At 60.9% G+C, this 21,458-nt stretch carries 23 protein-coding genes and 1 pseudogene; 15 read left to right on the top strand and 9 right to left on the bottom strand.

Going from position 1 to position 21,458, the window contains the following annotated elements; translation table 11 throughout:
* Nucleotides 1-2 precede the first annotated feature (2 nt).
* Genes AB5Y76_RS11225 through murA form a run of 4 tightly spaced genes read left to right on the top strand, consistent with a single transcriptional unit; the run spans nt 3 to nt 2,436 of the window.
* Complete coding sequence (locus AB5Y76_RS11225) at nt 3-635, top strand: phospholipid-binding protein MlaC (RefSeq protein WP_019444850.1); 633 nt, start codon at nt 3-5, stop codon at nt 633-635.
* Nucleotides 632-904 (top strand): lipid asymmetry maintenance protein MlaB, encoded by a 273-nt coding sequence (locus tag AB5Y76_RS11220; RefSeq protein WP_005336352.1) that lies wholly within the window; start codon nt 632-634, stop codon nt 902-904. The genes AB5Y76_RS11225 and AB5Y76_RS11220 overlap by 4 nt, the downstream gene beginning before the upstream one ends.
* Nucleotides 904-1,161, top strand: coding sequence for a BolA family iron metabolism protein IbaG (ibaG, locus tag AB5Y76_RS11215; protein ID WP_005306001.1), 258 nt, complete (start codon nt 904-906; stop codon nt 1,159-1,161). Before AB5Y76_RS11220 ends, ibaG begins: the two co-directional genes overlap by 1 nt.
* An 18-nt stretch (nt 1,162-1,179) precedes the next feature.
* Nucleotides 1,180-2,436: a UDP-N-acetylglucosamine 1-carboxyvinyltransferase gene (gene murA / locus AB5Y76_RS11210; RefSeq protein ID WP_005336355.1), complete on the top strand. Its 1,257-nt coding sequence runs from the start codon at nt 1,180-1,182 to the stop codon at nt 2,434-2,436.
* A gap of 87 nt (nt 2,437-2,523) precedes the next feature.
* Here the strand turns inward: murA and pmbA are convergent, their stop codons facing one another.
* A complete protein-coding gene (gene pmbA, locus AB5Y76_RS11205; protein WP_040068810.1) occupies nt 2,524-3,867 on the bottom strand; it encodes a metalloprotease PmbA in 1,344 nt (447 codons plus the stop codon).
* Nucleotides 3,868-3,981: 114 nt separating this feature from the next.
* Between pmbA and yjgA the strand changes: the two genes are divergently transcribed.
* Together yjgA and AB5Y76_RS11195 are read left to right on the top strand one after the other, a co-directional pair.
* Complete coding sequence (gene yjgA / locus AB5Y76_RS11200) at nt 3,982-4,506, top strand: ribosome biogenesis factor YjgA (RefSeq protein WP_005336359.1); 525 nt, start codon at nt 3,982-3,984, stop codon at nt 4,504-4,506.
* A gap of 396 nt (nt 4,507-4,902) precedes the next feature.
* Nucleotides 4,903-5,685 carry a gamma-glutamyl-gamma-aminobutyrate hydrolase family protein gene (locus tag AB5Y76_RS11195; protein WP_263718015.1) on the top strand — a complete coding sequence of 261 codons (783 nt, stop codon included), beginning with the start codon at nt 4,903-4,905 and terminating at the stop codon, nt 5,683-5,685.
* A gap of 12 nt (nt 5,686-5,697) precedes the next feature.
* On the opposite strand, the gene AB5Y76_RS11190 is transcribed toward AB5Y76_RS11195, so the two are convergent.
* The gene (locus tag AB5Y76_RS11190) at nt 5,698-6,081 is read right to left on the bottom strand and encodes a hypothetical protein (protein ID WP_040069030.1); all 384 of its coding nucleotides are present in this window, start codon (nt 6,079-6,081) and stop codon (nt 5,698-5,700) included.
* A 145-nt stretch (nt 6,082-6,226) separates the two neighbouring features.
* Between AB5Y76_RS11190 and AB5Y76_RS11185 the strand changes: the two genes are divergently transcribed.
* Entirely contained in the window at nt 6,227-7,753 is a 1,527-nt protein-coding gene (locus AB5Y76_RS11185) for a cyclic nucleotide-binding domain-containing protein (protein ID WP_005356684.1), read from the top strand.
* A gap of 45 nt (nt 7,754-7,798) precedes the next feature.
* Complete coding sequence (locus AB5Y76_RS11180) at nt 7,799-8,197, top strand: STY0301 family protein (RefSeq protein WP_128814801.1); 399 nt, start codon at nt 7,799-7,801, stop codon at nt 8,195-8,197.
* A gap of 76 nt (nt 8,198-8,273) precedes the next feature.
* Here AB5Y76_RS11180 and AB5Y76_RS11175 read toward each other — a convergent pair whose 3' ends face one another.
* The 6 genes from AB5Y76_RS11175 to AB5Y76_RS11150 all read right to left on the bottom strand — a co-directional run bounded on the left by AB5Y76_RS11175 (nt 8,274) and on the right by AB5Y76_RS11150 (nt 13,235).
* On the bottom strand, nt 8,274-8,984 hold the full coding sequence (locus AB5Y76_RS11175) for an HAD-IA family hydrolase (protein WP_263718013.1): 711 nt from the start codon (nt 8,982-8,984) through the stop codon (nt 8,274-8,276).
* Nucleotides 8,985-9,017: 33 nt separating this feature from the next.
* Complete coding sequence (gene xerC, locus AB5Y76_RS11170; RefSeq protein WP_263718012.1) at nt 9,018-9,995, bottom strand: tyrosine recombinase XerC; 978 nt, start codon at nt 9,993-9,995, stop codon at nt 9,018-9,020.
* Nucleotides 9,988-10,668, bottom strand: a complete 681-nt coding sequence (locus AB5Y76_RS11165) for a DUF484 family protein (protein ID WP_043821859.1) — start codon at nt 10,666-10,668, stop codon at nt 9,988-9,990. The genes xerC and AB5Y76_RS11165 overlap by 8 nt, the downstream gene beginning before the upstream one ends.
* Nucleotides 10,669-10,759: 91 nt before the next feature.
* Nucleotides 10,760-11,590, bottom strand: a complete 831-nt coding sequence (gene dapF, locus AB5Y76_RS11160) for a diaminopimelate epimerase (RefSeq protein ID WP_005336371.1) — start codon at nt 11,588-11,590, stop codon at nt 10,760-10,762.
* A gap of 185 nt (nt 11,591-11,775) precedes the next feature.
* Complete coding sequence (gene lysA, locus AB5Y76_RS11155; protein ID WP_088868282.1) at nt 11,776-13,026, bottom strand: diaminopimelate decarboxylase; 1,251 nt, start codon at nt 13,024-13,026, stop codon at nt 11,776-11,778.
* 32 nt (nt 13,027-13,058) lie between these two features.
* On the bottom strand, nt 13,059-13,235 hold the full coding sequence (locus AB5Y76_RS11150; RefSeq protein ID WP_074042653.1) for a lipoprotein: 177 nt from the start codon (nt 13,233-13,235) through the stop codon (nt 13,059-13,061).
* Nucleotides 13,236-13,308: 73 nt separating this feature from the next.
* Here AB5Y76_RS11150 and cyaY point away from each other — a divergent pair, with 73 nt between their 5' ends.
* Together cyaY and AB5Y76_RS11140 are read left to right on the top strand one after the other, a co-directional pair.
* Nucleotides 13,309-13,623, top strand: a complete 315-nt coding sequence (gene cyaY / locus AB5Y76_RS11145; RefSeq protein WP_106843461.1) for an iron donor protein CyaY — start codon at nt 13,309-13,311, stop codon at nt 13,621-13,623.
* Entirely contained in the window at nt 13,620-14,273 is a 654-nt protein-coding gene (locus AB5Y76_RS11140) for an alpha/beta hydrolase (RefSeq protein WP_179902991.1), read from the top strand. The genes cyaY and AB5Y76_RS11140 overlap by 4 nt, the downstream gene beginning before the upstream one ends.
* A gap of 66 nt (nt 14,274-14,339) precedes the next feature.
* Here the strand turns inward: AB5Y76_RS11140 and AB5Y76_RS11135 are convergent, their stop codons facing one another.
* Nucleotides 14,340-16,859 (bottom strand): class I adenylate cyclase, encoded by a 2,520-nt coding sequence (locus tag AB5Y76_RS11135; RefSeq protein ID WP_123172211.1) that lies wholly within the window; start codon nt 16,857-16,859, stop codon nt 14,340-14,342.
* Between the two features lie 323 nt (nt 16,860-17,182).
* Between AB5Y76_RS11135 and hemC the strand changes: the two genes are divergently transcribed.
* From hemC to AB5Y76_RS11110, 5 genes and pseudogenes are all read left to right on the top strand, one after another.
* Nucleotides 17,183-18,112 (top strand): hydroxymethylbilane synthase, encoded by a 930-nt coding sequence (gene hemC / locus AB5Y76_RS11130; RefSeq protein ID WP_263718063.1) that lies wholly within the window; start codon nt 17,183-17,185, stop codon nt 18,110-18,112.
* Entirely contained in the window at nt 18,109-18,843 is a 735-nt protein-coding gene (locus AB5Y76_RS11125) for a uroporphyrinogen-III synthase (RefSeq protein ID WP_263718011.1), read from the top strand. The genes hemC and AB5Y76_RS11125 overlap by 4 nt, the downstream gene beginning before the upstream one ends.
* On the top strand, nt 18,840-19,889 hold the full coding sequence (locus tag AB5Y76_RS11120) for a uroporphyrinogen-III C-methyltransferase (protein WP_005336380.1): 1,050 nt from the start codon (nt 18,840-18,842) through the stop codon (nt 19,887-19,889). Before AB5Y76_RS11125 ends, AB5Y76_RS11120 begins: the two co-directional genes overlap by 4 nt.
* 10 nt (nt 19,890-19,899) lie before the next feature.
* Nucleotides 19,900-21,063, top strand: a complete 1,164-nt coding sequence (locus tag AB5Y76_RS11115; RefSeq protein ID WP_263718010.1) for a heme biosynthesis HemY N-terminal domain-containing protein — start codon at nt 19,900-19,902, stop codon at nt 21,061-21,063.
* Between the two features lie 108 nt (nt 21,064-21,171).
* A pseudogene (locus AB5Y76_RS11110) lies at nt 21,172-21,458 on the top strand (IS3 family transposase); the annotation flags it as partial.

The raw sequence follows: 21,458 nt of genomic DNA, 5'->3' as shown, positions 1-21,458 counted from the left end.
TCATGTTCAAGAAAATCGCCCTGCTGCTGGGTCTGATGACCAGCATGCTCTTTTCCCTGTCTGCCCAGGCCGCAGTCGATGCCACCGACCCCAATGCGCTGGTGGATCAGGCTGCCAAGCAGACCTTTGCCCGCCTGAAAGCCGATCAGGCCCAAGTGAAGAGCAATCCGGATCACCTGCGGGTGATCATCCGCGAAGAGCTGCTGCCCTATGTGGACAACCGCTTCGCCGCCTACAAGGTGCTCGGCAACCAGATCAAGCAGACCACAGAGGCGCAACGCAATGCCTTTGTCGAAGTCTTTACTGAGTACATGGTGAGCTCCTACGCCGACGCGTTGGCCCATTTTGACAAGCAGACCGTCAAGGTCGAGCCGGGCAAAGCTCCCAGCGGCAACATCACCGCCGTCAACGTCAGCGTGAAAGAGGCCGGCAAACCGGACATCTTCCTCGAGTTCAAGCTGCGCAAGAACAACAAGACCGGCGAGTGGAAAGCCTTCGACATGGTGGCAGAGGGGATCAGCCTGCTCTCCGCCAAACAGAGCGAGCTGGGCGGCCTCATTCGCCAGAATGGCATCGATGCGGTGATCGCCCAGTTGCGCGAACACAACGCCAAGCCGCTGGTACTCAAACCATGACCCTCAGCGGTGAGCTGCAGGCGCCACAGGTCAATGACCTGTGGCAACGCCGCGCTGAATGGTGGCAGGACGACCAGCTCGAGCTCGGCGGCGTCACCACCCTCGACTCCGCCGGACTGGCCCTGCTGGTCAAATGGGCCAAAGCCGTATTAGCGCGAGGCGCCACACCACAACTGGTGGGCGCCTCCAGTGATTTCTATACCCTGGCCAACCTCTACGGGGTGGCCGGGCTGTTTCAGTCAACCCCGCTCACAACTGAGGACGCATAATGCAAGTCTCTGAAATTGAAGCGATACTCCTTGAGGCTCTGCCATTGTCCGAAGTCCATGTCAAAGGGGACGGTAGTCACTACCAAGTGATCGCCGTCGGTGACATGTTTGACGGCATGAGCCGGGTCAAGAAGCAGCAGGCCATCTATGCCCCGCTGATGGACAAGATCGCCAGCAACGCCATTCACGCCCTCTCCATCAAGGCGTTCACCGACGCCGAGTGGAAACGCGAACGTAAATTCCTATTGCCCTCCTGATTTGGTAACGAAGTAAAAATGGACAAATTCAAAATCGATGGTCGTTGTACTCTCAACGGCGAAGTGACCATCTCCGGCGCCAAAAACGCCGCGCTGCCGATCCTGTTCGCGACCCTGCTCTGTGATGAAGAGGTACACCTCTCCAACGTGCCGCGCCTGAAAGATGTGGGCACCACCATCAAGCTGCTGGAGATGCTGGGCGCGACCACCAAAGTCAACGGCAACGTCACAGTGCTGACCGGTGCGGTGAACAACCATGTCGCTCCCTACGAGCTGGTGAAGACCATGCGCGCCTCCATTCTGGCGCTGGGCCCGCTGGCCGCCCGTTTCGGCGCCGCTGATGTCTCCCTGCCAGGCGGTTGCGCCATCGGTGCCCGTCCGGTCAACCTGCACGTCCACGGCCTGGAGCTGATGGGCGCCAAGATCACCATCGAAGATGGTTACATCAAGGCCCGTGTCGATGGCCGCCTGAAAGGCGCTCACATCCTGATGGATATGGTCTCCGTGACCGGTACCGAAAACCTGATGATGGCCGCCACCCTGGCTGATGGCCGCACCGTGATCGAAAACGCCGCACGCGAGCCGGAAGTGGTCGATCTGGCTAACTTCCTCAATACCCTGGGTGCCAAGATCCAGGGCGCGGGCACCGACACCCTGACCATCGACGGTGTCGAGCGTCTGCACGGCGGCAACTACAGTGTGCAGCCTGACCGCATCGAAACCGGTACCTTCCTGGTGGGCGCAGCGGTCACCGGCGGCAAGATCACCTGCCGCAAGACAGACCCGACTCTGCTGGAAGCGGTACTGGTCAAGCTGGAAGAGGCTGGCGCCCTGATTGAGAAGGGTGAAGACTGGATCACCCTCGACATGACTGGCCGCACCCTCAAGCCGGTCACCATCAAGACTGCCCCCTACCCGGCCTTCCCGACCGACATGCAGGCACAGTTCACTGTGCTGAACGCCGTCGCCAAAGGCACCGGCATGGTCACCGAGACCATCTTCGAGAACCGCTTCATGCACGTTCCCGAACTGGTACGGATGGGTGCAGACATCGAACTGCAGGGCAATGTGGCCATCTGCCGTGACACCGAGCAACTCAAGGGTGCCCAGGTGATGGCGACCGATCTGCGCGCCTCCGCCAGTCTGGTACTGGCCGGCTTCGTGGCCGAAGGCTCCACCATCGTCGACCGTATCTATCACATCGACCGTGGCTACGAAGACATCGAGCAGAAGCTGCAGGGTCTGGGTGGCCGCATCGAGCGCATCAAGGGCTGATAGCCCCCTGATCGCAGGCCGATAAAAAGGCCCCCTCGCGTTGGCGAGGGGGCCTTTTTCATGGTTTCGGTTCTGTTGAAACCGGGATCAGTGGCCCGCTAGCTTCATATTCTCTACCAGCACCGAGCCAGTCTTGAGACTGGATCGCTCATCCTCGTCACGACCTACCGCCACGATATGGCTGAACATCTCGGCCAGATTGCCGGCGATGGTGATCTCCTCGACCGGATAGGCTATTTCGCCATTCTCGACCCAGAAACCGGCAGCGCCGCGGGAGTAGTCGCCATTGACGATATTGACCCCCTGCCCCATCAGCTCGGTCACCAGCAGACCGGTGCCCATCTCTTTCAGCATGCCCTGAAAATCCTGGCCGGTATTGGAGACCTGCCAGTTGTGGATGCCACCGGCGTGCCCCGTGGTGGTCAGCCCCAGCTTGCGAGCGGAGTAGGAGGTAAGCAGCCAGCTCATCAGCTCGCCGTTACGGATGATATCCATGTCGCGGGTACGCACACCTTCGCCATCGAATGGGGTACTGGCGAGCCCGCCCAGCAGGTGGGGGAACTCCTGAATAGTGAGCCACTCGGGCAGGATCTGCTTGCCCAATTTGTCGAGCAGGAAGCTCGACTTGCGATAGAGGTTGCCGCCGCTGATGGCCATTACCAGATGGCCCCACAGACCGGAGGCTGTGTCAGGGTGGAACAGCACCGGCGCATGACGGGTAGAGATCTTGCGGGCGCCGAGGCGGGAGACGGTACGCTCCACTGCCTCATCGGCGATGCGCTGCGGGCTCCAGAGCCCGTCGAGGGTACGGCTGGAGGAGTAGCCGTAATCACGCTGCATATCGCCATCCTGCTCGCCGATCAGCACGCAGCTCAGCGAGTTGCGCGACGCCGCGTAGCCTTTGACGAAGCCGTGGCTGTTGCCATAGACCTTGATGCCAAGATGGCTGGAGAAACCGGCGCCGTCGGAGTGCTTGATACGGGCATCGCGACCAAGCGCCAGCCGCTCGCACTCGATGGCCAGCTCGATGCCGCGCTGGGGATCCAGCTCGATTTGGTGACACAGTTGCAGGTCGGGGGCATCCCAGGCCAGCAGCTCGGCGTCCGCCAGACCGGCGCAATCATCCGCCGAGGTGTGGCGGGCAATCTCGATGGCCGCTTCAACGGCGGCACGAATGGCGGGTTTGCTCAGATCGGTAGTCGAGGAGGATCCCTTGCAACCATCGCGATATACGGCGATGCCGAGGGCGCCATCCTTATTGAATTCAATGCTTTCCAGTTCACAACCCCGGGTGTTCACCGACAACCCGGTCTGCTTGCTGATGGAGACTTCGGCCAGCGAGGCGCCCAGTCCTTTGGCTATCTCCAGGGCTTCGGCAACCACGGCCTCGAGATGGGCTTGATCCTGGCGGATTTGGTCTTGCTGATCCATAACTCACATCTGTATGAAAGAAGGAAAGGGGGGTAAGCATATCAGACCCCTGCGCCCAGCGGGAGAAGCTGGTAACATATCAGCCAAACGTGAATGACAGGAATCAAGAGACCGATGAGTCAATATCAAGACGACAACGAGTTCGAAGACTGGGGCCCCAGCAAGAGCCAGCTCAAGCGCGATGCCGAAGCATTGCAGAAAATGGGGGAAGAGATCGTCTCCCTCAGCCACAGCGAGCTGGAAAAAATCCCGTTGGATGAAGAGCTTGCAGAAGCTGTCGAGCTGGGTCGCAAACTCAAGCCGAAGAAGGATGAGTCCTTCCGTCGCCATCTGCAGTTCATCGGCCGCCTGATGCGCAGCCGCGATATCGAGCCGATTGCCGAAGCGCTCTCTATCATCAAGAACCGTCACTCCACCGTGAATGCACGTCTGCATCGGCTGGAGCAGTGGCGCGAGCGCCTGATCACCGAAGGTGACAGCGCCCTCAATGAGCTGATGTCCCAGTTCCACGAGCTGGATCGCCAGAAGCTACGCCAGCTGATCCGCTCCGCCAACAAGGAGCGGGAGCTGAACAAGCCGCCGGTCGCCTACCGCGAGATGTACCAGTATCTGCGCGGCGAGATCGAAGACCTGCTGTGATCCCCGAAACACGCCTCCCCTCGCGGAGGCGTGTTTATCTTGATGCCTTTTCCTCTCCACATCCCCCGCCATCCCTGCGCGTTTAATATATCCACCACTTTGCTACCCCAGCCATAACGGCCCATCTCAACAGCCCCGTTAAATCGCCCCTTCAGAGCAGTTCAAAATAAAACCGTTAACAATTTCGCATCATTTTGTTTGACATATTGAACGTCCTTGGCAGACTGAAGAGAGGATCCAGGCTGTCGCTGCCCAGGCTGACCAACGATTCTGCCACCCGGCCCGACGCGGGATCCCATGACCATGCCTTGAGGCATGCCCTTGCCCTAGCGGTTTGCAAGGGCCTGCCCAAGGCGCAGGATGAGACTTCAACGCCAAGGATAATCAAGGTGCCCTATGCCAAATCCCCAGCCTCCCGCCACCCGTAAACCTGTCGTGCTGATGACCATGGGCGCCCAGCCCCGCAACGGCCACGCCTATCAGGTGATGACCCACAAATACATCATGCCGCTGGTGGAGATAAGCGGCTGCGTCCCGCTGCTGGTGCCCACCTGCTGCGGCACCACCGATCTGGAGCAGTATCTGGATCTCGCCGATGGGGTCTATCTGAGTGGTGCAGGTTCCAATATCGATCCGGCCCTCTACGGCCAGGAGAACCTCACGCCGGAGAAACAGCAGGATCGGGATCGCGACCTGTTCGATCTGCCCCTCATAACGGGGGCGCTCGCCCGTGGCTTGCCGATCCTCGGGATCTGCCGCGGCATGCAGGAGATCAACGTGGCGCTGGGGGGAGACATCCATCAGAAGGTCTATAACGAGCCGGGTTATGACGATCACCGGGAGGATGCCGACGATCCGGTCGACGAGCAGTATGGACCCAGCCATCAGATCAAACTGCTGCCGGGCAGCTGGTTTGCCGAACTGATGGGGGAAGAACAGATTCCGGTCAACTCCCTGCATGGACAGGGCATCAACCGGTTGGGGAAGGGTCTGGAGCCGTTGGCCCACGCCGAAGATGGGCTGATCGAGGCACTTCATGCCCCCGCACTGTCACCCTTTTTGCTGGCAGTGCAGTGGCATCCGGAGTGGAAGGCCAATGAAAACCCCCACTCCATCAAGATATTTCAAGCCTTTGGCGATGCCTGCCGCCAACGCTGTGCATTGATGGCAGCGAGTTAACCCCTCATCGATTCAGTCGCCAAACCCGCGCGCCTTGAGCTTGGGCAGTCCGCCCCGCTCGGGGCGCAGGGTACGGCAGATATCCATCCCCTTGAGCCCGCGCTGGATATGGTCAGGCGAATGGCCAAACACCATGCCGTTACTGCGGTAGAGGTTGTTGTCATCCAGTTCGAACTTCTCGCCGCCAATCAGCAACTGCTCGCGGCCATTGACCGTGTCACCCCGCTTGATAGGCACCTTCATATCACTCAGCACCTCGCCGGTGGCACACCCCTCGCGCCAGCGCGCCTCGCTGGAGAAGGGGGTAATGGCTATTTCACGCCAGGAGCCATCCCGGAATTCGACCCGATACTTCTCGGCCAGCAGGTCGCAGCCCGCCAATGGCAACAGGGCCATCAAACAGATGATTTTCTTTGAAAATTTCACTCAATCGCACTCCTTTGCCCGGTTCTGCACAGGATAAATAAATTGCCGCCCCAACGCACCATTTCCCCGCGCCGCAGCAGCTATGCTGGAAATAAAACCACAATAAGGTGCTGCTATGGCTGGCGAAAACCTCACCGCGCTACCGACGCTGATCTGGATTGGCGAACACCCATTCTGGACCCTGCTCACCCTCTCCCTGATGCTGATCCACTTCTGGCGCCGTCCGGGACAGCGACGGGAGCTGCTCTCCGAGCTCAGTTTCGTGATGATTAGCGCGGTGGTGATCCTGCTGATCCAGCTGGAAGGGGGCTGGTTCAAACTGCCGCTGCCCCATCAATTGCTGATCGAGATCTCCACCCTGCTGGCCGGCCTGATACTGGTCAAAATATGGGGGATCCTGCTGTTCGAATTTCTGCTCCCCCTCTGCCATGTGCGGATCCCTCGGATCATCGCCGATATCGTCATCACCATCGGCTATATCGGCTGGGGTCTGTTTCGCCTCTACGCCTCCGGCATGGCGCTCGGGGAGATAGTCACCACCTCGGCGGTCATCACCGCGGTCATCGCCTTCGCCATGCAGGACACCCTTGGCAACCTGTTGGCCGGGGTCTCCATTCAGCTCGACAACTCCATCGCCATCGGTGACTGGCTGCAAGTCGACACCACCCAGGGCCGGGTGGTGGAGATCAACTGGCGTGCCACCACCATCGAGACCCGCAACTGGGAGACGGTGGTCATCCCCAACAGCCACCTGCTCAAACAGCGCTTCACCGTGCTCGGGCGCCGTCGCGGCGAACCCTTGCAGTGGCGGCGCTGGGTCTGGTTCGATCTGACCCTGGATACCCTGCCGACCCAGATCATCGCGCTGATCGAGAAATCCCTGCGAGAGACCAAGCTCCCCTGTGTCGCCAAACACCCGCAACCGGACTGCCTATTGATGAACGTCGAAGGAGGGATTGCCCGCTATGCGGTGCGCTACTGGCTCACTGACCTGGCTCGCGACGATCCGACCGACTCCATGGTGCGCAGCCTGATCGATGCCGCCCTGCGCCGCAACGATCGCCGCCTCACCCCGCCGATCTTCAATGTCTTTATGGCCAAGGAGAAGCAGCATCTGGATGCCCGCCACAAGCGCCACACCGCCGAACGAACCGATACCCTGCGCAAGCTGCCACTGTTTGCCATGTTGCAAGAGAACGAGCTGCTCCAGCTGGCCGATCAGGTGAAGTTCGCCCCCTTCGTCAGCGGCGACATCATGCTGGAGCAGGGAGATGTCTCCAGCTGGCTGTTCGTGCTGGTCAAAGGGGAAGCCGAGATGGTGGTCAATGTCGAAGGGCGAGAGCTGAAGCTTGGTACGCTCAACGCGGGGGACTTTTTTGGCGAACTGAGCCTGCTCACCGGCGAGCCCAGCTCCTTCACGGTACGGGCGGTGGCCACCGTCGAAACCTATCGCATCAATCAGGCAATGTTTCAGGAGCTGGTGATGCAGCGCGAGGCGCTGGTCGAGCCCCTCTACCGGGTGCTGAGCGACCGCCAGCAGGAGCAGCGGGCGCTGCTGGAGCGGGAGGCGGAAGCCATGAAACAGCCACCACAACAGCTTGATCTGCTTGATAAACTGATGAAGCTGTTCGGTGGAAGATGACGTAGCATGGCACGATATTGAGGACGTGAAGAGAGAACCGCAGCCATGTTACTGACAACCCTGGCCCTTGCCGCCAGCCTGCAATTTGATTGTCCCGCCACCATAGAGACTCGCCAACAGCTGCTGACCCCGCAGCAGGGCTGGCAGGCGTTCACCCGCAATGACGATGGCAAACCGGACGAAACCCTCAGCCACCGGCTCGATAATCTGGCCCTGTTCGACGGAGATCCTGCCGAGCTGGCACAACTCAAACCGGATAATGGCGACAGCGACGAGATCCACTACTGGAGTCAGCTCGATAGCAGCCTGCGCCCGCTCTATCTGGTCTGCCGCTATCAGAACAGCGCCATCACCCTGCAGCAGCCGCTACCCGTCGGCATCAGTTACTGCCGCGTCAACCAGCGCGATCGCTACACCCTGCTCGGGCTGGTTTGTCGTAAATAGCGGGCGTAACCCCTTGCCATATATCGCTATTCGATGACAGCCATTACCGCCTGAGCCGGGCCACCCGCCAGCGCCATCAGAGCAGCAGCTCGGCCAGCTCCTCCAGTGCCGTCAGCTCAACGTCCGGCAACAGTTGCAGCTGTTGCCACGGTTGCTGCCGTTCGTTGAGCCAGGCGGCGCGAAAGCCGTGCAAGCGGGCACCCAGTACATCGGTCTCGGGGTGATCCCCGACATGTAAGATCCGCCCCGCTGGCAACTTGAGGGTGCTGCGGGTCTGCTCAAACATATCCGGTGCCGGTTTCATCCTGGCACCCACCCCCGCCTTGCAGACCAGCGTGAAGTAGCGATCCAGCCCTGCCTGCGCCAGATCCAGATTACCGTTGGTGATCACCACCAGCGGATAGCGTTCGGCCAGTCTGGCCAGCAGCTGATGAGTGGACTCGCTCACCTCGATCTTCGAGCGCTCTGCCAGAAACGCAGCAAACACCTGCTCCGCCTCGCGGCTGGCCTGCTGGTCGGCCATCCCCCCCTCGACCATGGCGGTACGGATGGTCTGCAGGCGCGCCAGGCTGACATCGTGGCGCAGCTCGGGCCGTGCCATCAGCACAGCGCGTTTGAGATCCAGCCAGCGCGGCTTGTCGAGCATGGCGGTAGCCAGATATTCGTTGCGCAGATGGCTCAGCATCCACTGCTCGGCGCGCACGATGGCGGGGCCGTTGTCATAGAGGGTGTCATCGAGGTCAAACGAGATGGCAGCAACCGGCTGCCAGCGGCGATAGAAGTGCATGGACTCTCCTCTGCAACGGGGGCTCATAGCCCGTTATTCATCGTCCTGCGCATCCGGGTCACGCTTGGCCCTGGGGTGAGCGCTGTCGTAGACCTTGGCCAGATGCTGGAAGTCGAGGTGGGTATAGATCTGGGTGGTAGAGAGGTCGGCATGACCCAGCAGCTCCTGTACCGCCCGCAGATCGCCGGAGGACTCCAGCATATGGGTGGCAAAGCTGTGACGCAGCTTGTGGGGATGGACGTGGGCGTTGAGCGCCTGCTTGTTGCCCCAGCCATCAAGGCGGGCTTGCACCGAGCGGGCCGAGAGCCGCTGCTTGCGGCTGGAGACAAACAGCGCCTCGCTCTCGTCCCCGGCCAGCAGCGGGCGCACCTTGAGCCACTTCTGCAGCCACTCGACCGCCATCCGGCCGATGGGTAGCACCCGCTCCCGCGAGCCCTTGCCGGTCACCTTGAGCTGGCGGTCGTCGAGCTTCAGATCCACCAGATTGATCCCCACCAGCTCGGCCAGACGCAGCCCTGAAGAGTACATCAGCTCCATGATGGCGCGATCCCGCACCGCCAGCGGATCCTGCTCGTCGGTGATGTTGAGCAGCTGGTGCATCTCGTCCACATCGAGGTTTTTCGGCAGCGGCCGCCCCTGTTTGGGAGTGACGATGCCACGGGCCGGATTGGCGGTCAGCCGCCCCTGCCGCACCTGCCAGTCGCAAAAGCTGCGCAGGGCAGAAACCTTGGTGGAAAGGGAACGAGGAGCAAGGCCCCCCTTGTGCATCCGGGTCACCAGAGTGCGCACCTGACTCGCCTCGAGCCGACCCCAATCAGTGAGCCCGAGGGCCACCAGCTCGGCGGTCATCGCCTCCAGATGGGCTTGATAGTTATTGCGGGTATGAGGGCTGAGCTGACGCTCGACCCTCAGGTATTCGATAAAGGCCGCCAGCTCGTCCACCAGTGCCGCGGGCAGTGGCGGTGTGATGACGGGAGCTTTGGCGGGCGACTTGGCCGGTGTTCTAGCCATGAGTCAACTCGGGCAGACGCAGTTGCAGCAGGCGCCCCAGTTGGCCCAGCAGCAGGGTGTCGTTATGGGGAGTAAAGTGGCCGGGATCCGAGCTGGCGAAGGCCAGCACACCGAGATCGCCGAGCCGCATCAGGGCCACCGAGTTGACCAGCACATCGTGGCCAAACAGCGCCTGCTTCTCGCTCTGGCTCAGGCGGCCAAAGTAGTAATCCTGCCCCGGCAGACGCTGACCCAGCAGGGATTCGAGCTGCTTGCCCTGTGCCAGAAAGCGCTGCTCGGGCCCGCTCAGGGTAAACTTCTTGGGGTTGAGCCAGAGTCGCAGCCCGGTCAGGCGCAGCCGCTGGACAAAGGCCTTGCCCATCACGGCACTCACTTCGAACAGGGTCTGGCAACCGTACAGCTCGCCGTAGAGATCGGCATAGACCCGGAAGATCCGCTCGTTCTCGCTGGCGATCCCCATCAATTCGGTGATCTCCTGCTCCAGCTGTTCGATCCGCTCGCGCTGACGCTCCAGCTGGCGCTCGACCAGCGAGACCGACCCTTTGCGTTCATGGGGAATGCGGATCCGGTCCAGCACGGCGGCATGGCGTTGGAAAAACTCGGGATAACGGGCCAGGTACTCCAGCACAGTGGCTTCATCCACCGATTGCTCCTGCCGTTTGAGTTCGCTCATAAATTGGTTGATCCATCAGAGAAATGGGGCTCGCTGCCCCGACATAATGGGCAAAGGGGGCCAACGCCCCCCGTACCTGAACCTTTATCGGCTAAACCTCTATCTGGCCGTCAAACACATGCTCGGCGGGACCTGTCATATAGACCGGCTGGCCCGGCCCCTTCCAGGCGATGGTCAGCTTGCCGCCCGGCAGACTGACGGTGACCCGCTCCTTGAGCTTGCCCTGACTGATGCCAATCACCGCCGCCGCACAGGCACCGGTGCCGCAGGCCAGGGTCTCGCCACAGCCCCGCTCGAATACACGCAGTTTGATCTCGGTGGCGTTGACCATCTCCATGAAACCGACGTTGACCCGTTCGGGAAAACGCTCATGGCGCTCCATGATGGCACCGAGCGTCTCGACCGGCGCATCGGCGACCGAAGGCACCTCGATGACGCAGTGGGGATTGCCCATGGAGACCACGCCACACATCACGGTATGCTCCTGCGCCCGCAGCAGATAGGTTTTCTCTGCCTTCTGGGCCCGGAACGGGATCTTGCCCGGCTCAAACTGGGGAACACCCATGTTGACCGTGACCTGATTCTCCCCCTCCAGCTGCAATACGATGCGACCCCGGGCGGTACTGACCGCGATGCGATCCCGGTTGATCAGCCCCTTGAGACGCACGAAACGGGCAAAACAGCGGGCGCCGTTGCCGCACTGCTCCACCTCGCTGCCATCGGCATTGAAAATGCGATAGTGAAAGTCGAGTTCAGGGTCATAGGGCGGCTCCACCAGCAGCAGCTGGTCAAAGCCGATCCCGAAGTGGCGATCTGCCAGCTTCTTGATGACGTCATTGCTGAAAAATACCTTCTGGGTGACGCCATCCACCACCATGAAGTCGTTGCCCAAGCCATGCATCTTGGAAAAATCTATCAACATCGTGCATTCCTGTGCTGTTAGGGCTGTAAAAATTCACCAAACCAAGGGTCGCCAAGCGCCATGAAGTCGTTGTCCAAAGCCCCATGCATCCTGGAACAATCTATCCACATCGTGCATTCCTGTGCTGTTAGGGCTGTAAAAACTCACCGTCAACCGTTATGAAATCATTGTCCCAGCCTGCGCCATCAGGGCAGCAGGTGCTCACCGCGCCAGAGATCAGCCAACTGCTCCCGCTCGCGGATCAGGTGCGCCTCGGCACCATCCACCAGCACTTCGGCTGCGCGCGGACGGGTGTTGTAGTTGGATGACATGGTAAAGCCGTAGGCACCGGCCGAACGCACCGCCAGCAGCGACCCCTCGGCAATCGCCAGGGTGCGCTCCTTGCCGAGGAAGTCACCGGTCTCGCACACCGGGCCCACCACGTCATAGATCGCGGGAGCATGGCCGGCACGGCTATCCACCTCGATGATGTTCATCCAGGCGCCGTAGAGCGAAGGGCGCAGCATGTCGTTCATGCCGGCATCGATCAGCGCGAAGTTGCGGGTCTCGCCCGGCTTCAGGTACTCGACCCGGGTCAGCAGCACGCCGGCATTGGCGACGATGGCGCGGCCCGGCTCGAACAGCAGGGTCAGATCCCGGCCCGCCAGCTTCTGCTTCAGCGCTTCGGCGTACTCGGTCGGATGAGGCGGCTGCTCGGAACCGTAGTTGACCCCAAGGCCGCCGCCCACGTCCAGATGATGGATATGAATGCCTTCCGCTGCCAGACCGTCGATCAGCCGCAGCAGCTTGTCAGCCGCTTCCATAAAGGGATTCAATTCAGTGAGTTGCGAGCCGATATGGCAATCCACCCCGACGATCTCGATGTTCGCCATCGCGGCCGCCTTGCGATAGATGGCGGGCGCCAGCTCGATGGGAATGCCGAACTTGTTCTGCTTGAGGCCAGTGGAGATATAGGGGTGAGTACCGGCATCGATATCCGGATTGACCCGCACCGAGACGCGAGCCTTCTTGCCCATGCTGCCCGCCACCCGATTGAGGCGCTCCAGCTCTGCTTCCGACTCCAGATTGAAACAGAGGATCTCTTTATCCAGCGCGAGGCGCATCTCGGCTTCACTCTTGGCGACCCCAGAGAAGACCACTTTGGCCGGATCACCGCCCGCCGCCAGTACCCGCGACAGCTCGCCACCGGAGACGATGTCAAACCCCGAGCCCAGACGGGCCAGCAGGTTGAGCAGCGCCAGGTTGGAGTTGGCCTTCACCGCGTAGCAGATCAGATGGGGAATATCGCCAGCGGCCTTGTCGAAGGCGTGCCAGTGGCGCTCGAGGGTCGCACGGGAGTAGACGTAAAGCGGGGTACCGTACTGCTCGGCAAGCTGTTGCAGCGAGGTTTGCTCGGCCTGAAGCTGGCCGTCGGCGTCGTAGTTAAAGTGATCCAAGGGGGCGGTTCCTTCCTAGAATGGGTGCGGCATTAGTGCGGCGCGGCCTCGGTGGCAGCCTCAGTGGTCGCAGGCGGTACTGCTTGCGGTGTACTCTGGCTCTGTGGCTGCTCGGGGGGCGGCATATAGAGCGGCCCCTTCAGACCGCACGCGGCCAACCCGAGGGACAGAAGAGTGGCAAGCAGACACTTGGTGAACTGGGTGATCATAATGGTTCGCTGCGAAAAAATTTTTGGCCCTCTATAATCGCACTCACATTGTTAAAAGCAACAGGATAAACCGATGAAGGATCACGAGTATCACGCCCTGACCGACGCCTTTTTCCAATATGTGGAAGACACGCTCGACGAGGGGTATCCGGATATCGACTGCGAACGCAACGGCGGCGTATTGACCCTCTCTTTCGAGAACAAGACCAAGGTCATCATCAACAAGCAGGAGCCACTGCACCAGATTTGGGTCGCCACCCGCGAGAACGGCTTCCACTTCGAACTGCAGGGTGACACCTGGATCGACAACCGCTTCGGCCACGAGCTCAAGGCGCTGCTGAGCCAATCCTGCTCCGCCCAGGCGGGCGAAGAGGTGGTGTTCCCATGATCGACCTGCACCCGCAGGGCGCCCGTCACGCGGTGATCTGGCTGCACGGGCTGGGTGATTCCGGCGCCGGCCTCGCCCCGCTGGTGGACGCGCTGGATCTGCCCGCCGACTTGCCGGTGCGTCACCTGCTGCCGGATGCCCCCGAGCGCCCCATCACCATCAACATGGGCTACAAGATGCGCGGCTGGTACGACATCAGGAGCTTCGAGGATCCCGCCGAGCGGGCCGTGGAGTCCCATGTCCGTGAATCGGCCAACCAGATTGCCGCATTGCTCGATCAGCTGGTGGCCGACGGGTTTTCCCCCGAGCATATCGTGCTGGCAGGTTTCTCTCAGGGCGGGGTGATTGCCTCCTTCACCGCGCTGCGCTATCAGGCAACGCTGGCAGGCCTGCTCTGCATGTCCACCTATCTAGCTACCCCAGACAAGCTGCTCGGCGAGATGAGCGAGGCTGCTCGCGCCCTGCCCATCTGCTACATGCACGGTATCTACGACGATGTGGTGAGCCTGTCGCTCGGTTGGGATGCCAAGAACCGGCTTGAAGCTGCCGGACTCGCCCCCGAGTGGCACGAGTACCCGATGCGTCACGAGATCTGCCGCCCTCAGCTCGACGACATTCGCAGCTGGCTGCTGGCCCGCCTCGGCGCGTGAGCCCTTCCGGCAAAGCAAACGGCCTGCATCTGCAGGCCGTTTTTTATTGCGATTCCAACTGACGGGTCAGCCCACTTCCCGAGCGGGCGGCACCTGTTCGCGCAGAGTGCCCTGACTGCGATAGGGGATCACATCCAGCTCGCCATTCACTTGTACTATCTCGTAGTACTGGGGCAGGTTGAAGTTGATGAACTGCCCATCATCGCTGAACCGCTCGTGATTGGAGGTGTAGAAGCGGTTGACCCCCGCCACCAGCTCATCCTTGTTGCCGGCAAAGTGCTGGTAGATCTCCACCCGGTTCGCCTCATCGAGGATATAGATGTTGGTGCCCGCATCACGGGTATCGAAGAAGAACTGCACCAACCCTTCGCTGGCGTAGGCATCGACGATGCTCGGCAGATGCTGGCTGTGGGTCTTGTCGAGCCGCAGCGGCAGGTGATCCAGCTTGTTGTGGGAGATGTGACGGTAAAAATCGATGGCGTTTTCCAGCTTCTTCACCGACACCCCGCGCCGCTCGAAGAAGATGCCGTACTTCTCGCGGCCAAGGGCCATGGTCTTGACCAGCTGCTGCTTGTCGCGGGCCAGGCGCAGGTCGATACATTCCGCCACCAGGGTCTGGAAGCGGGAGCGCACCAGAGAGCGGAAGTGCTGGCTGTAGCAGAACACCTCGATCATCTCGGGGGCGGCGGCATCCTGATGCATCTTGCCGAGGATGGTGGTGAGGGCATCGACCACGGCTTCATCCCCCTGGAAGTGCAGGGTACGGATCTCGCTCCAGGAGTTGCGATAGACCAGATCCACCGAACCGACCAGACACTCCTGATTGCGACCGAACGAGAAGACATCCACGGTATTGGCGTCAAATTCGATCACCTGACCGACCCAATGGCTGGTCGGGTCCATCTCCAGATTGAGGAAGATGGAGAGCTGACGGATCTCGCACGGCCGACTGAGGGCCAGGTTGGTAGCGAGCGGGTACTTCTCGGGGAAGCAGCCGGAGAGATCGCGGCAGAACTGGTGCAGATTGTCGATGTGCAGATCCGAGCCCTGATTGAACAGGTGCACCCGCGACTGGGGGGTCAGCAGATCGTTGAAGTAGGCCCAGGAGACCAGCTTGCTGATGTAGCCGTTGAACTCCAGCGGCGCGCGGCCAATGATGTCCACCGGCTCCAGCGAATGTTTGTAGAGATACCAGCCAGCGCGATTGAGGCGACCGTGCGGCACCTGCACGAAGCTGAGATCCGGCTCGCTGAGATCCGGCGCGATCTTGAGGTTGATGCGCTGCACCTTGCCCGGCAGACTCTCGAACGCGGCGTAGAGCTTGCGCGACAGAATGCCGATATCTTCCGGGTTGATCGACTCGCTGATGTTGTTGCGGCGGGCGAACTGGATCAGGTTGCGGTAGCTCTGCATCAGGGCTTCCAGCAGCTCGGCGTGAGCGATCTTCACCTCTTCGATCTTCCACTCATGGCGATGATCGAGTTGATAAAGTTTGTCCTGACTCCAGCCCCAGTAGGAGACCAGCTGGCTCATCTGCTCGCGACGCCACTCGGGGGAGTGATCATCCTTGGGATGGCTGAGCCCGTCGCACACCTTGAGGTAGAAGCAGCGGCGCACCAGATCGAGCCGCGCCATGTCGCCGATGGACTTGAGGTAGTTGGTCACCTTGTCCAGCATCAGACAGTAGTTGTCGAGCCGGTAGTGCATCCCCTCGTTGTGCTGGAACCAGTCGCGACCGATCATCGACAGCAGGCGGGTATTGGGATACTCGTGCGAGTAGGCTTCCATCAGCACCGACTTGAGCACCGCCTTGTAGGGGGAGTCGATCCCCTTGTAGAGCTGCCACAGGGCGGAGCCGAAATACTCTTCGGCCGGAATACGGTCAAAACTGCCTAGATCGAGCCAGTCGTCCTGCTTGAGCTTGCCGCTCTCGAACAGCTCGTTCACATACGCATCGTAGTGATCATCACACTCGGTGGGCACCAGATACCAGATCAAGCGTTTGCCCGCGATACGCATGGCACTGCGGTAGAACTCGTCGAGCAGCAGCAGGTGCTGGGCACTGCCGCAGCTCTCCCCCTGCATCTGGGCATCGTTGGTCTGGCGGAACTTGTCTTCCGGGATCAGGAAGAAGTTGAGATCGACCCCGCGCTGTTCGGCCCACTTGGAGAGTTGCTGGCATTTCAGCTCCAGCAGATCGAGCCGCTCCTGCGACAAACCGGCCACGTGGCAGACCCAGATATCGAGATCGGAGTGACAGCATTGACCGATGGAGGAGGTGCTGCCCATGGAGTAGAGCCCCTGAATGGCCCGATCATGGGTGGCAAGACCACTCTGGCAGTTGGCGTTGCGGCAGAGGTCATCGATAAAGGCTTGCTGCTCGGCTGTGGCGCTGAAGCTCCAGATGCCATGAGGGACATCACCGGAGACATAACCGGGCAGCAGGGGATGATTGAAGTGCAGCATGACAGGCAGCAGTTGGAATACCTGCTGCCCATAGCGACTCATGAGGCCTAACGCCCGTTGCGTCTTGAGACGGGTAATATCGTCATAACGCGCAACCAGCGTATCGATGTGTTCCTGCAATGCCCTGCCTATCACCTAAGTGAAAATGACGCACCAAAAGGGGGATACGTCAAAAAAGTGTGATCATGTTAACAATGCAAACAGCGGTGGTAAACAAGCCTTCAGCTAAACGCCAGATTATTTCTGGTATGACCACATCAAGTATCAGGGGAAATCATTAAATTCCAATACATTCAATGAATTAATCAACACCACTTGCTTAATGAAAATCATTTTCAGCATGCATTTTTGAGCTTGGCCCCGCTTTTGCCGGCTCCGCCATGAAAGCCCGGGCAAAGGGTGGTAATATCGATTTCCTTCTAAAAATGAAACAACTGATTGATATGGCAGCCCGAACCCTGAAAATTGCCACTCGCAAGAGCCCGCTGGCCCTGTGGCAGGCCAACTTTGTCAAAGACCGGCTCGAAGCCCTGCACCCGCAGTTGCAGGTCGAACTGGTGCCCATGAGCACTCAGGGTGACAAGATCCTCGATACCCCGCTGGCCAAGGTCGGTGGCAAGGGGTTGTTCGTCAAGGAGCTGGAGACCGCCATGCTGGAAGGGCGGGCCGATATCGCCGTTCACTCCATGAAAGATGTGCCGGTGGAGTTCCCCGAGGGGCTCGGCCTGCACACCATCTGCGAGCGGGAAGATCCCCGCGATGCCTTCGTCTCCAACCGTTTCAAGGCCATTGCCGAACTGCCGCAAGGGGCCGTGGTCGGCACCTCCAGCCTGCGCCGCCAGTGCCAGCTGCGCGCCGCCCGCCCGGATCTGGTGATCCGCGACCTGCGTGGCAACGTCAACACTCGCCTCGCCAAGCTGGATGCCGGTGAGTACGACGCCATTATCCTCGCCGCCGCCGGTCTGAAACGACTGGAGATGGCGCACCGCATCACCGCCTTTATCGAGCCGGAGCAGAGTCTGCCCGCCAACGGTCAGGGGGCTGTCGGCATCGAATGCCGCCTCGACGATACTGAGCTGCACGCTCTGCTGGCGCCGCTGGAGCACGCCGAGACCCGCGCCCGGGTGCTGACCGAGCGCGCCATGAATCGCGCCCTGCAAGGGGGATGTCAGGTGCCTATCGGTGCCTACGCACTGGTCGAGGGCGAGCAGATCTGGCTGCGTGGTCTGGTGGGCAGTCCCGATGGCACCCAGGTGATCCGCGACGAGATCCGCGGTCCGCTGGCCGATGGAGAGGCCCTCGGCGAGCAACTGGCCCAGCGCCTGCTGGCCGCCGGTGCCGACGAGATCCTGGCCGAGGTCTACCGCACATGATCCCGCTGGTGGTGCGTCCGGCCGCCCAGGCCGCCGAGCTGGTGCAGTTGCTGCGCCAGCACGGCCATGCACCACTCTGCAGCCCGCTGCTGGAAACCGTGGCGGGCAGTGAACTCCCTCTCCTGCCCGACCTGTTGCGCAGTGCTGACGTGGTTATCGCCGTCAGCATCCATGCCGTTCATTTTGCACACGATTTTCTGTTGCAAACTGGTCAGACCTGGCCACATATTGAGTACTTTGCGGTGGGTCAGGCCAGCGCAGATGCGTTTGCAGCCATAGGCATCACGGCAAGTTGCCCGAATGACCCGCGCAGCGAAGGACTGCTGGCCCTGCCCGCACTGCAGCAGGTAGCAGGCAAACGGGTACTGATCCTGCGCGGCAATGGCGGGCGGGATCTCATTGCCAGCACGCTGGCCTCACGCGGTGCTCTGGTGCACTATTGTGCGGCCTATGAGCGCCACTACCCCGAGCTGGACGGGGACAGATTGACCCACCACTGGCAGGCAGCGGGGCTGGACAGCCTGCTCATTACCAGTGGTGAACTGCTGCAACGGCTGCTGGAGCTGGTTCCCGACCACCAGCGGCCTTGGCTTTTTGACCGCCTGCTGGTGGTCCCCAGCCCGCGCGTGGCCGAGATGGCCAGCGCAGCGGGCTTTATCCATATCACGATTGCCCAAGGTGCATCCAACCAGGCCCTGACGGCCGCACTGGAACTGAGGAAGATGGAATGACAGAACAACAAGAATCCCAGGTCAAACCCCAGCCGACCGCTGCGGTCAATGGCAGCAAGAGCCGCTCCGGTGCCGTACTGGGAGGGGTTGCCATCCTGCTGGCCCTTGGCCTGACCGGCGGTCTCTATCTGCACGGTCACAAGAATGCCGTGGCCCAGCAGGCCGAACTGGCCCAGCTCAAGCAGCAGCTGGCGAGCGCCCTGAGCAAGATCGACCAGACCAGCAGCAAGGATGCCGAGCAGCTGGCCGCACTGGATCAAACCCAGCAGCGGTTGCAGGGGGAGATGCAGGGCCTGCAGAATCGGGTACTGGATCTCAACGACAAGCGCCCCAACGACTGGATGTTGGCCGAATCCGAATATCTGGTACGAATGGCGGGCCGCAAGCTGTGGCTGGAGCATGACCTCGTCTCCGCCATCACCTTGCTCGGCAACGCTGACGAGCGCATCGCCGCCCTCAACGACCCCAGCCTGATGCCGATCCGCAAGGCGCTGGCCGAGGATATCGCCAAGCTCAAGGGGATGCCGCGCATCGACCGCGAGGGGCTGACCCTCAAGCTGGCGGCGCTGTCCGACCAGATCGAGCTGCTGCCCCTCTCCACCGTCAGCATGCCGGAAGCCAAGGCCGAGCCGGATCAGGCAGTTAGCACCAATCCCGACGAGTGGGAGAGCAACCTGAAGAAAAACTGGGTCAAGTTCACCGAGAACTTCGTCACCATCCGTCGCCGCGATGGCGCGGTCGAGGCGCTGCTCTCGCCGCAGCAGGAGATCTTCCTGCGTGAAAACCTCAAAACCAAGCTGTTGCAGGCCCAGCTCTCCGTCTATCGCGAGCAGCAGGCGCTCTACGAAGACAGCCTGGACAAGGCCCAACGCTGGCTGACCCAGTATTTCGACACCGACAACAGCGCCACCCGCTACATGCAGGGCGAGATCGACAAGCTCAAGGGTGAGCAGATCCAGATCGACTATCCGGCCCAATTCAAGACCCAGGCCATGCTGGAGCAGGTACTGACCGAACGCCTGCAACGCATTCTGGCCAGCAGCTGAGGAGGGCACCATGATCCGTATAATCATTCTGGTCGCCGTGATGGTCGCAGGGCTGATCTTTGGCCCGCAAGCCTCCGGTAACAAGGGCTATGTGCTGATTGCCCTTGGCAATTACACCATCGAATCCTCCGTCACCAGCGCGGTGATCCTGGCCGTGCTGTTCTACGGTGCCCTGCTGATCGTCGAGTGGCTGCTGGGCCGGGTATTCGGCCTGCGCCGCAAGACCCTTGGCTGGTACGGCTCGCGCCGCCGCCGCAAGGCCAATCAACAGACCGTCGCCGCAACCCTGGCAATGGCCGAAGGGCACTACAGTCAGGCTGAAAAGCTGCTGATCAAGGGGGCCAGCAACAGCGACACCCCGCTGCTCAACTACCTGAGCGCCGCCAAGGCGGCACAGGCCCGTGGTGACGACGCCCGCCGGGATCAATACCTGCAAAAAGCGCAGGAGGAGAACCCCAAGGCCGAGCTGGCGCTCACCCTGACCCAAACCCAATTGCAGATCGAGCAGGGCCAGTACGATACCGCGCTGGCGATGCTGGAGTCAGTCTACGCCCTCAACCCGCGCCACCCCATGGTGCTGGATCAGCTGCGTCAGGTGCATCTGGCCCGTCAGGACTGGAGCGCCCTGTGCGACCTGATCCCGACACTGCACAAGGTGGGCAAGCTGACCCCGAAACAGGAAGAAGATCTGCTGCAACAGGCTTGGTCTGGTCGTCTGCAACAGGCTGCCGGCAGCCTCGAGACCCTCAAAGCGGTATGGCAGGATCTGCCGCGCAAGCTGCGCCTTGAGCCAGAATTGCTGGCCTGCTACGGCGATCTGCTGCGCCAGCTGGGTGCCGACGGCGAGGCTGCCACCCTGTGGCAGGAGGCGCTGCGCAAACAGCCGATGCCCCAGTTGCTGGCTCGTCTGCCCAAGCTGAAACTAGACAGCTACCAGCCGCTGCTGGCACTGCTGCAAAAACAGCAGGGGCAACCGGAGGTGGACACCGCACTGGCCCAGCTCTATCTGCTGGCAGGTCAGCTGGATGATGCCCAGAAGCTGCTGGAGCAGGAGGTGGAGCGGGCGCCGAGCGCCGCCGCCTACCACGCCCTCGGCCAGCTGATGGACAAGCGCCGCCTTACCAACAAGGCCAACGAGTACTATCGTCAGGCACTGGAACTGGCGGGGATCTGATCCCCGGCAAACAGAAACGCGAGAGGCCGCATGATGCGGCCTCTTTTTTTATCTCTGTCCCGTCCTGAATATGGTTTACACCTTTCCCCCCAATAAATGGAGAACCCGATGGGACAAGGTGTGAAACGGACACAGCGCGATTACTCGCTGACTTTTAAACTGGCACTGGTCGAGCAGATTGAAAAAGGCGAGCTCACCTACAAACAGGCTCAGGTGCGTTATGGCATTCAGGGCCGCTCCACCGTTCTGGTATGGTTGCGTAAACATGGTCGGCAAGATTGGAGCCAGGGGGCTTCTGTACGCGCCGGCAGGAGCATCACCATGCCTGACCCCGACAACCAGACGCCCGAACAGCGCATCAAGGAACTCGAGCAGCAGCTGGCGCTGATGAGTCA

Origin of the sequence: Aeromonas sp. R1-2, from assembly GCF_040908505.1 — a bacterium.
Taxonomy (GTDB): Bacteria; Pseudomonadota; Gammaproteobacteria; order Enterobacterales; family Aeromonadaceae; genus Aeromonas; species Aeromonas veronii.
Note: the sequence above shows the minus strand (reverse complement) of the source record. Positions and strands in the feature narration are given on the sequence as shown.

Coding starts and splice junctions, on each gene's coding strand:
- dapF (WP_005336371.1), bottom strand. CDS start 11,590: ATGTTGATAGATTTTTCCAAGATGCATGGCTTGGGCAACGACTTCATG.
- AB5Y76_RS11190 (WP_040069030.1), bottom strand. CDS start 6,081: ATGGCCCTGTTGCCATTGGCGGGCTGCGACCTGCTGGCCGAGAAGTAT.
- AB5Y76_RS11185 (WP_005356684.1), top strand. CDS start 6,227: ATGGCTGGCGAAAACCTCACCGCGCTACCGACGCTGATCTGGATTGGC.
- murA (WP_005336355.1), top strand. CDS start 1,180: ATGGACAAATTCAAAATCGATGGTCGTTGTACTCTCAACGGCGAAGTG.
- pmbA (WP_040068810.1), bottom strand. CDS start 3,867: ATGGATCAGCAAGACCAAATCCGCCAGGATCAAGCCCATCTCGAGGCC.
- AB5Y76_RS11165 (WP_043821859.1), bottom strand. CDS start 10,668: ATGAGCGAACTCAAACGGCAGGAGCAATCGGTGGATGAAGCCACTGTG.
- AB5Y76_RS11220 (WP_005336352.1), top strand. CDS start 632: ATGACCCTCAGCGGTGAGCTGCAGGCGCCACAGGTCAATGACCTGTGG.
- AB5Y76_RS11115 (WP_263718010.1), top strand. CDS start 19,900: ATGATCCGTATAATCATTCTGGTCGCCGTGATGGTCGCAGGGCTGATC.
- ibaG (WP_005306001.1), top strand. CDS start 904: ATGCAAGTCTCTGAAATTGAAGCGATACTCCTTGAGGCTCTGCCATTG.
- AB5Y76_RS11180 (WP_128814801.1), top strand. CDS start 7,799: ATGTTACTGACAACCCTGGCCCTTGCCGCCAGCCTGCAATTTGATTGT.
- AB5Y76_RS11175 (WP_263718013.1), bottom strand. CDS start 8,984: ATGCACTTCTATCGCCGCTGGCAGCCGGTTGCTGCCATCTCGTTTGAC.
- AB5Y76_RS11125 (WP_263718011.1), top strand. CDS start 18,109: ATGATCCCGCTGGTGGTGCGTCCGGCCGCCCAGGCCGCCGAGCTGGTG.
- AB5Y76_RS11225 (WP_019444850.1), top strand. CDS start 3: ATGTTCAAGAAAATCGCCCTGCTGCTGGGTCTGATGACCAGCATGCTC.
- yjgA (WP_005336359.1), top strand. CDS start 3,982: ATGAGTCAATATCAAGACGACAACGAGTTCGAAGACTGGGGCCCCAGC.
- AB5Y76_RS11120 (WP_005336380.1), top strand. CDS start 18,840: ATGACAGAACAACAAGAATCCCAGGTCAAACCCCAGCCGACCGCTGCG.
- AB5Y76_RS11140 (WP_179902991.1), top strand. CDS start 13,620: ATGATCGACCTGCACCCGCAGGGCGCCCGTCACGCGGTGATCTGGCTG.
- xerC (WP_263718012.1), bottom strand. CDS start 9,995: ATGGCTAGAACACCGGCCAAGTCGCCCGCCAAAGCTCCCGTCATCACA.
- cyaY (WP_106843461.1), top strand. CDS start 13,309: ATGAAGGATCACGAGTATCACGCCCTGACCGACGCCTTTTTCCAATAT.
- hemC (WP_263718063.1), top strand. CDS start 17,183: ATGGCAGCCCGAACCCTGAAAATTGCCACTCGCAAGAGCCCGCTGGCC.
- AB5Y76_RS11150 (WP_074042653.1), bottom strand. CDS start 13,235: ATGATCACCCAGTTCACCAAGTGTCTGCTTGCCACTCTTCTGTCCCTC.
- AB5Y76_RS11195 (WP_263718015.1), top strand. CDS start 4,903: ATGCCAAATCCCCAGCCTCCCGCCACCCGTAAACCTGTCGTGCTGATG.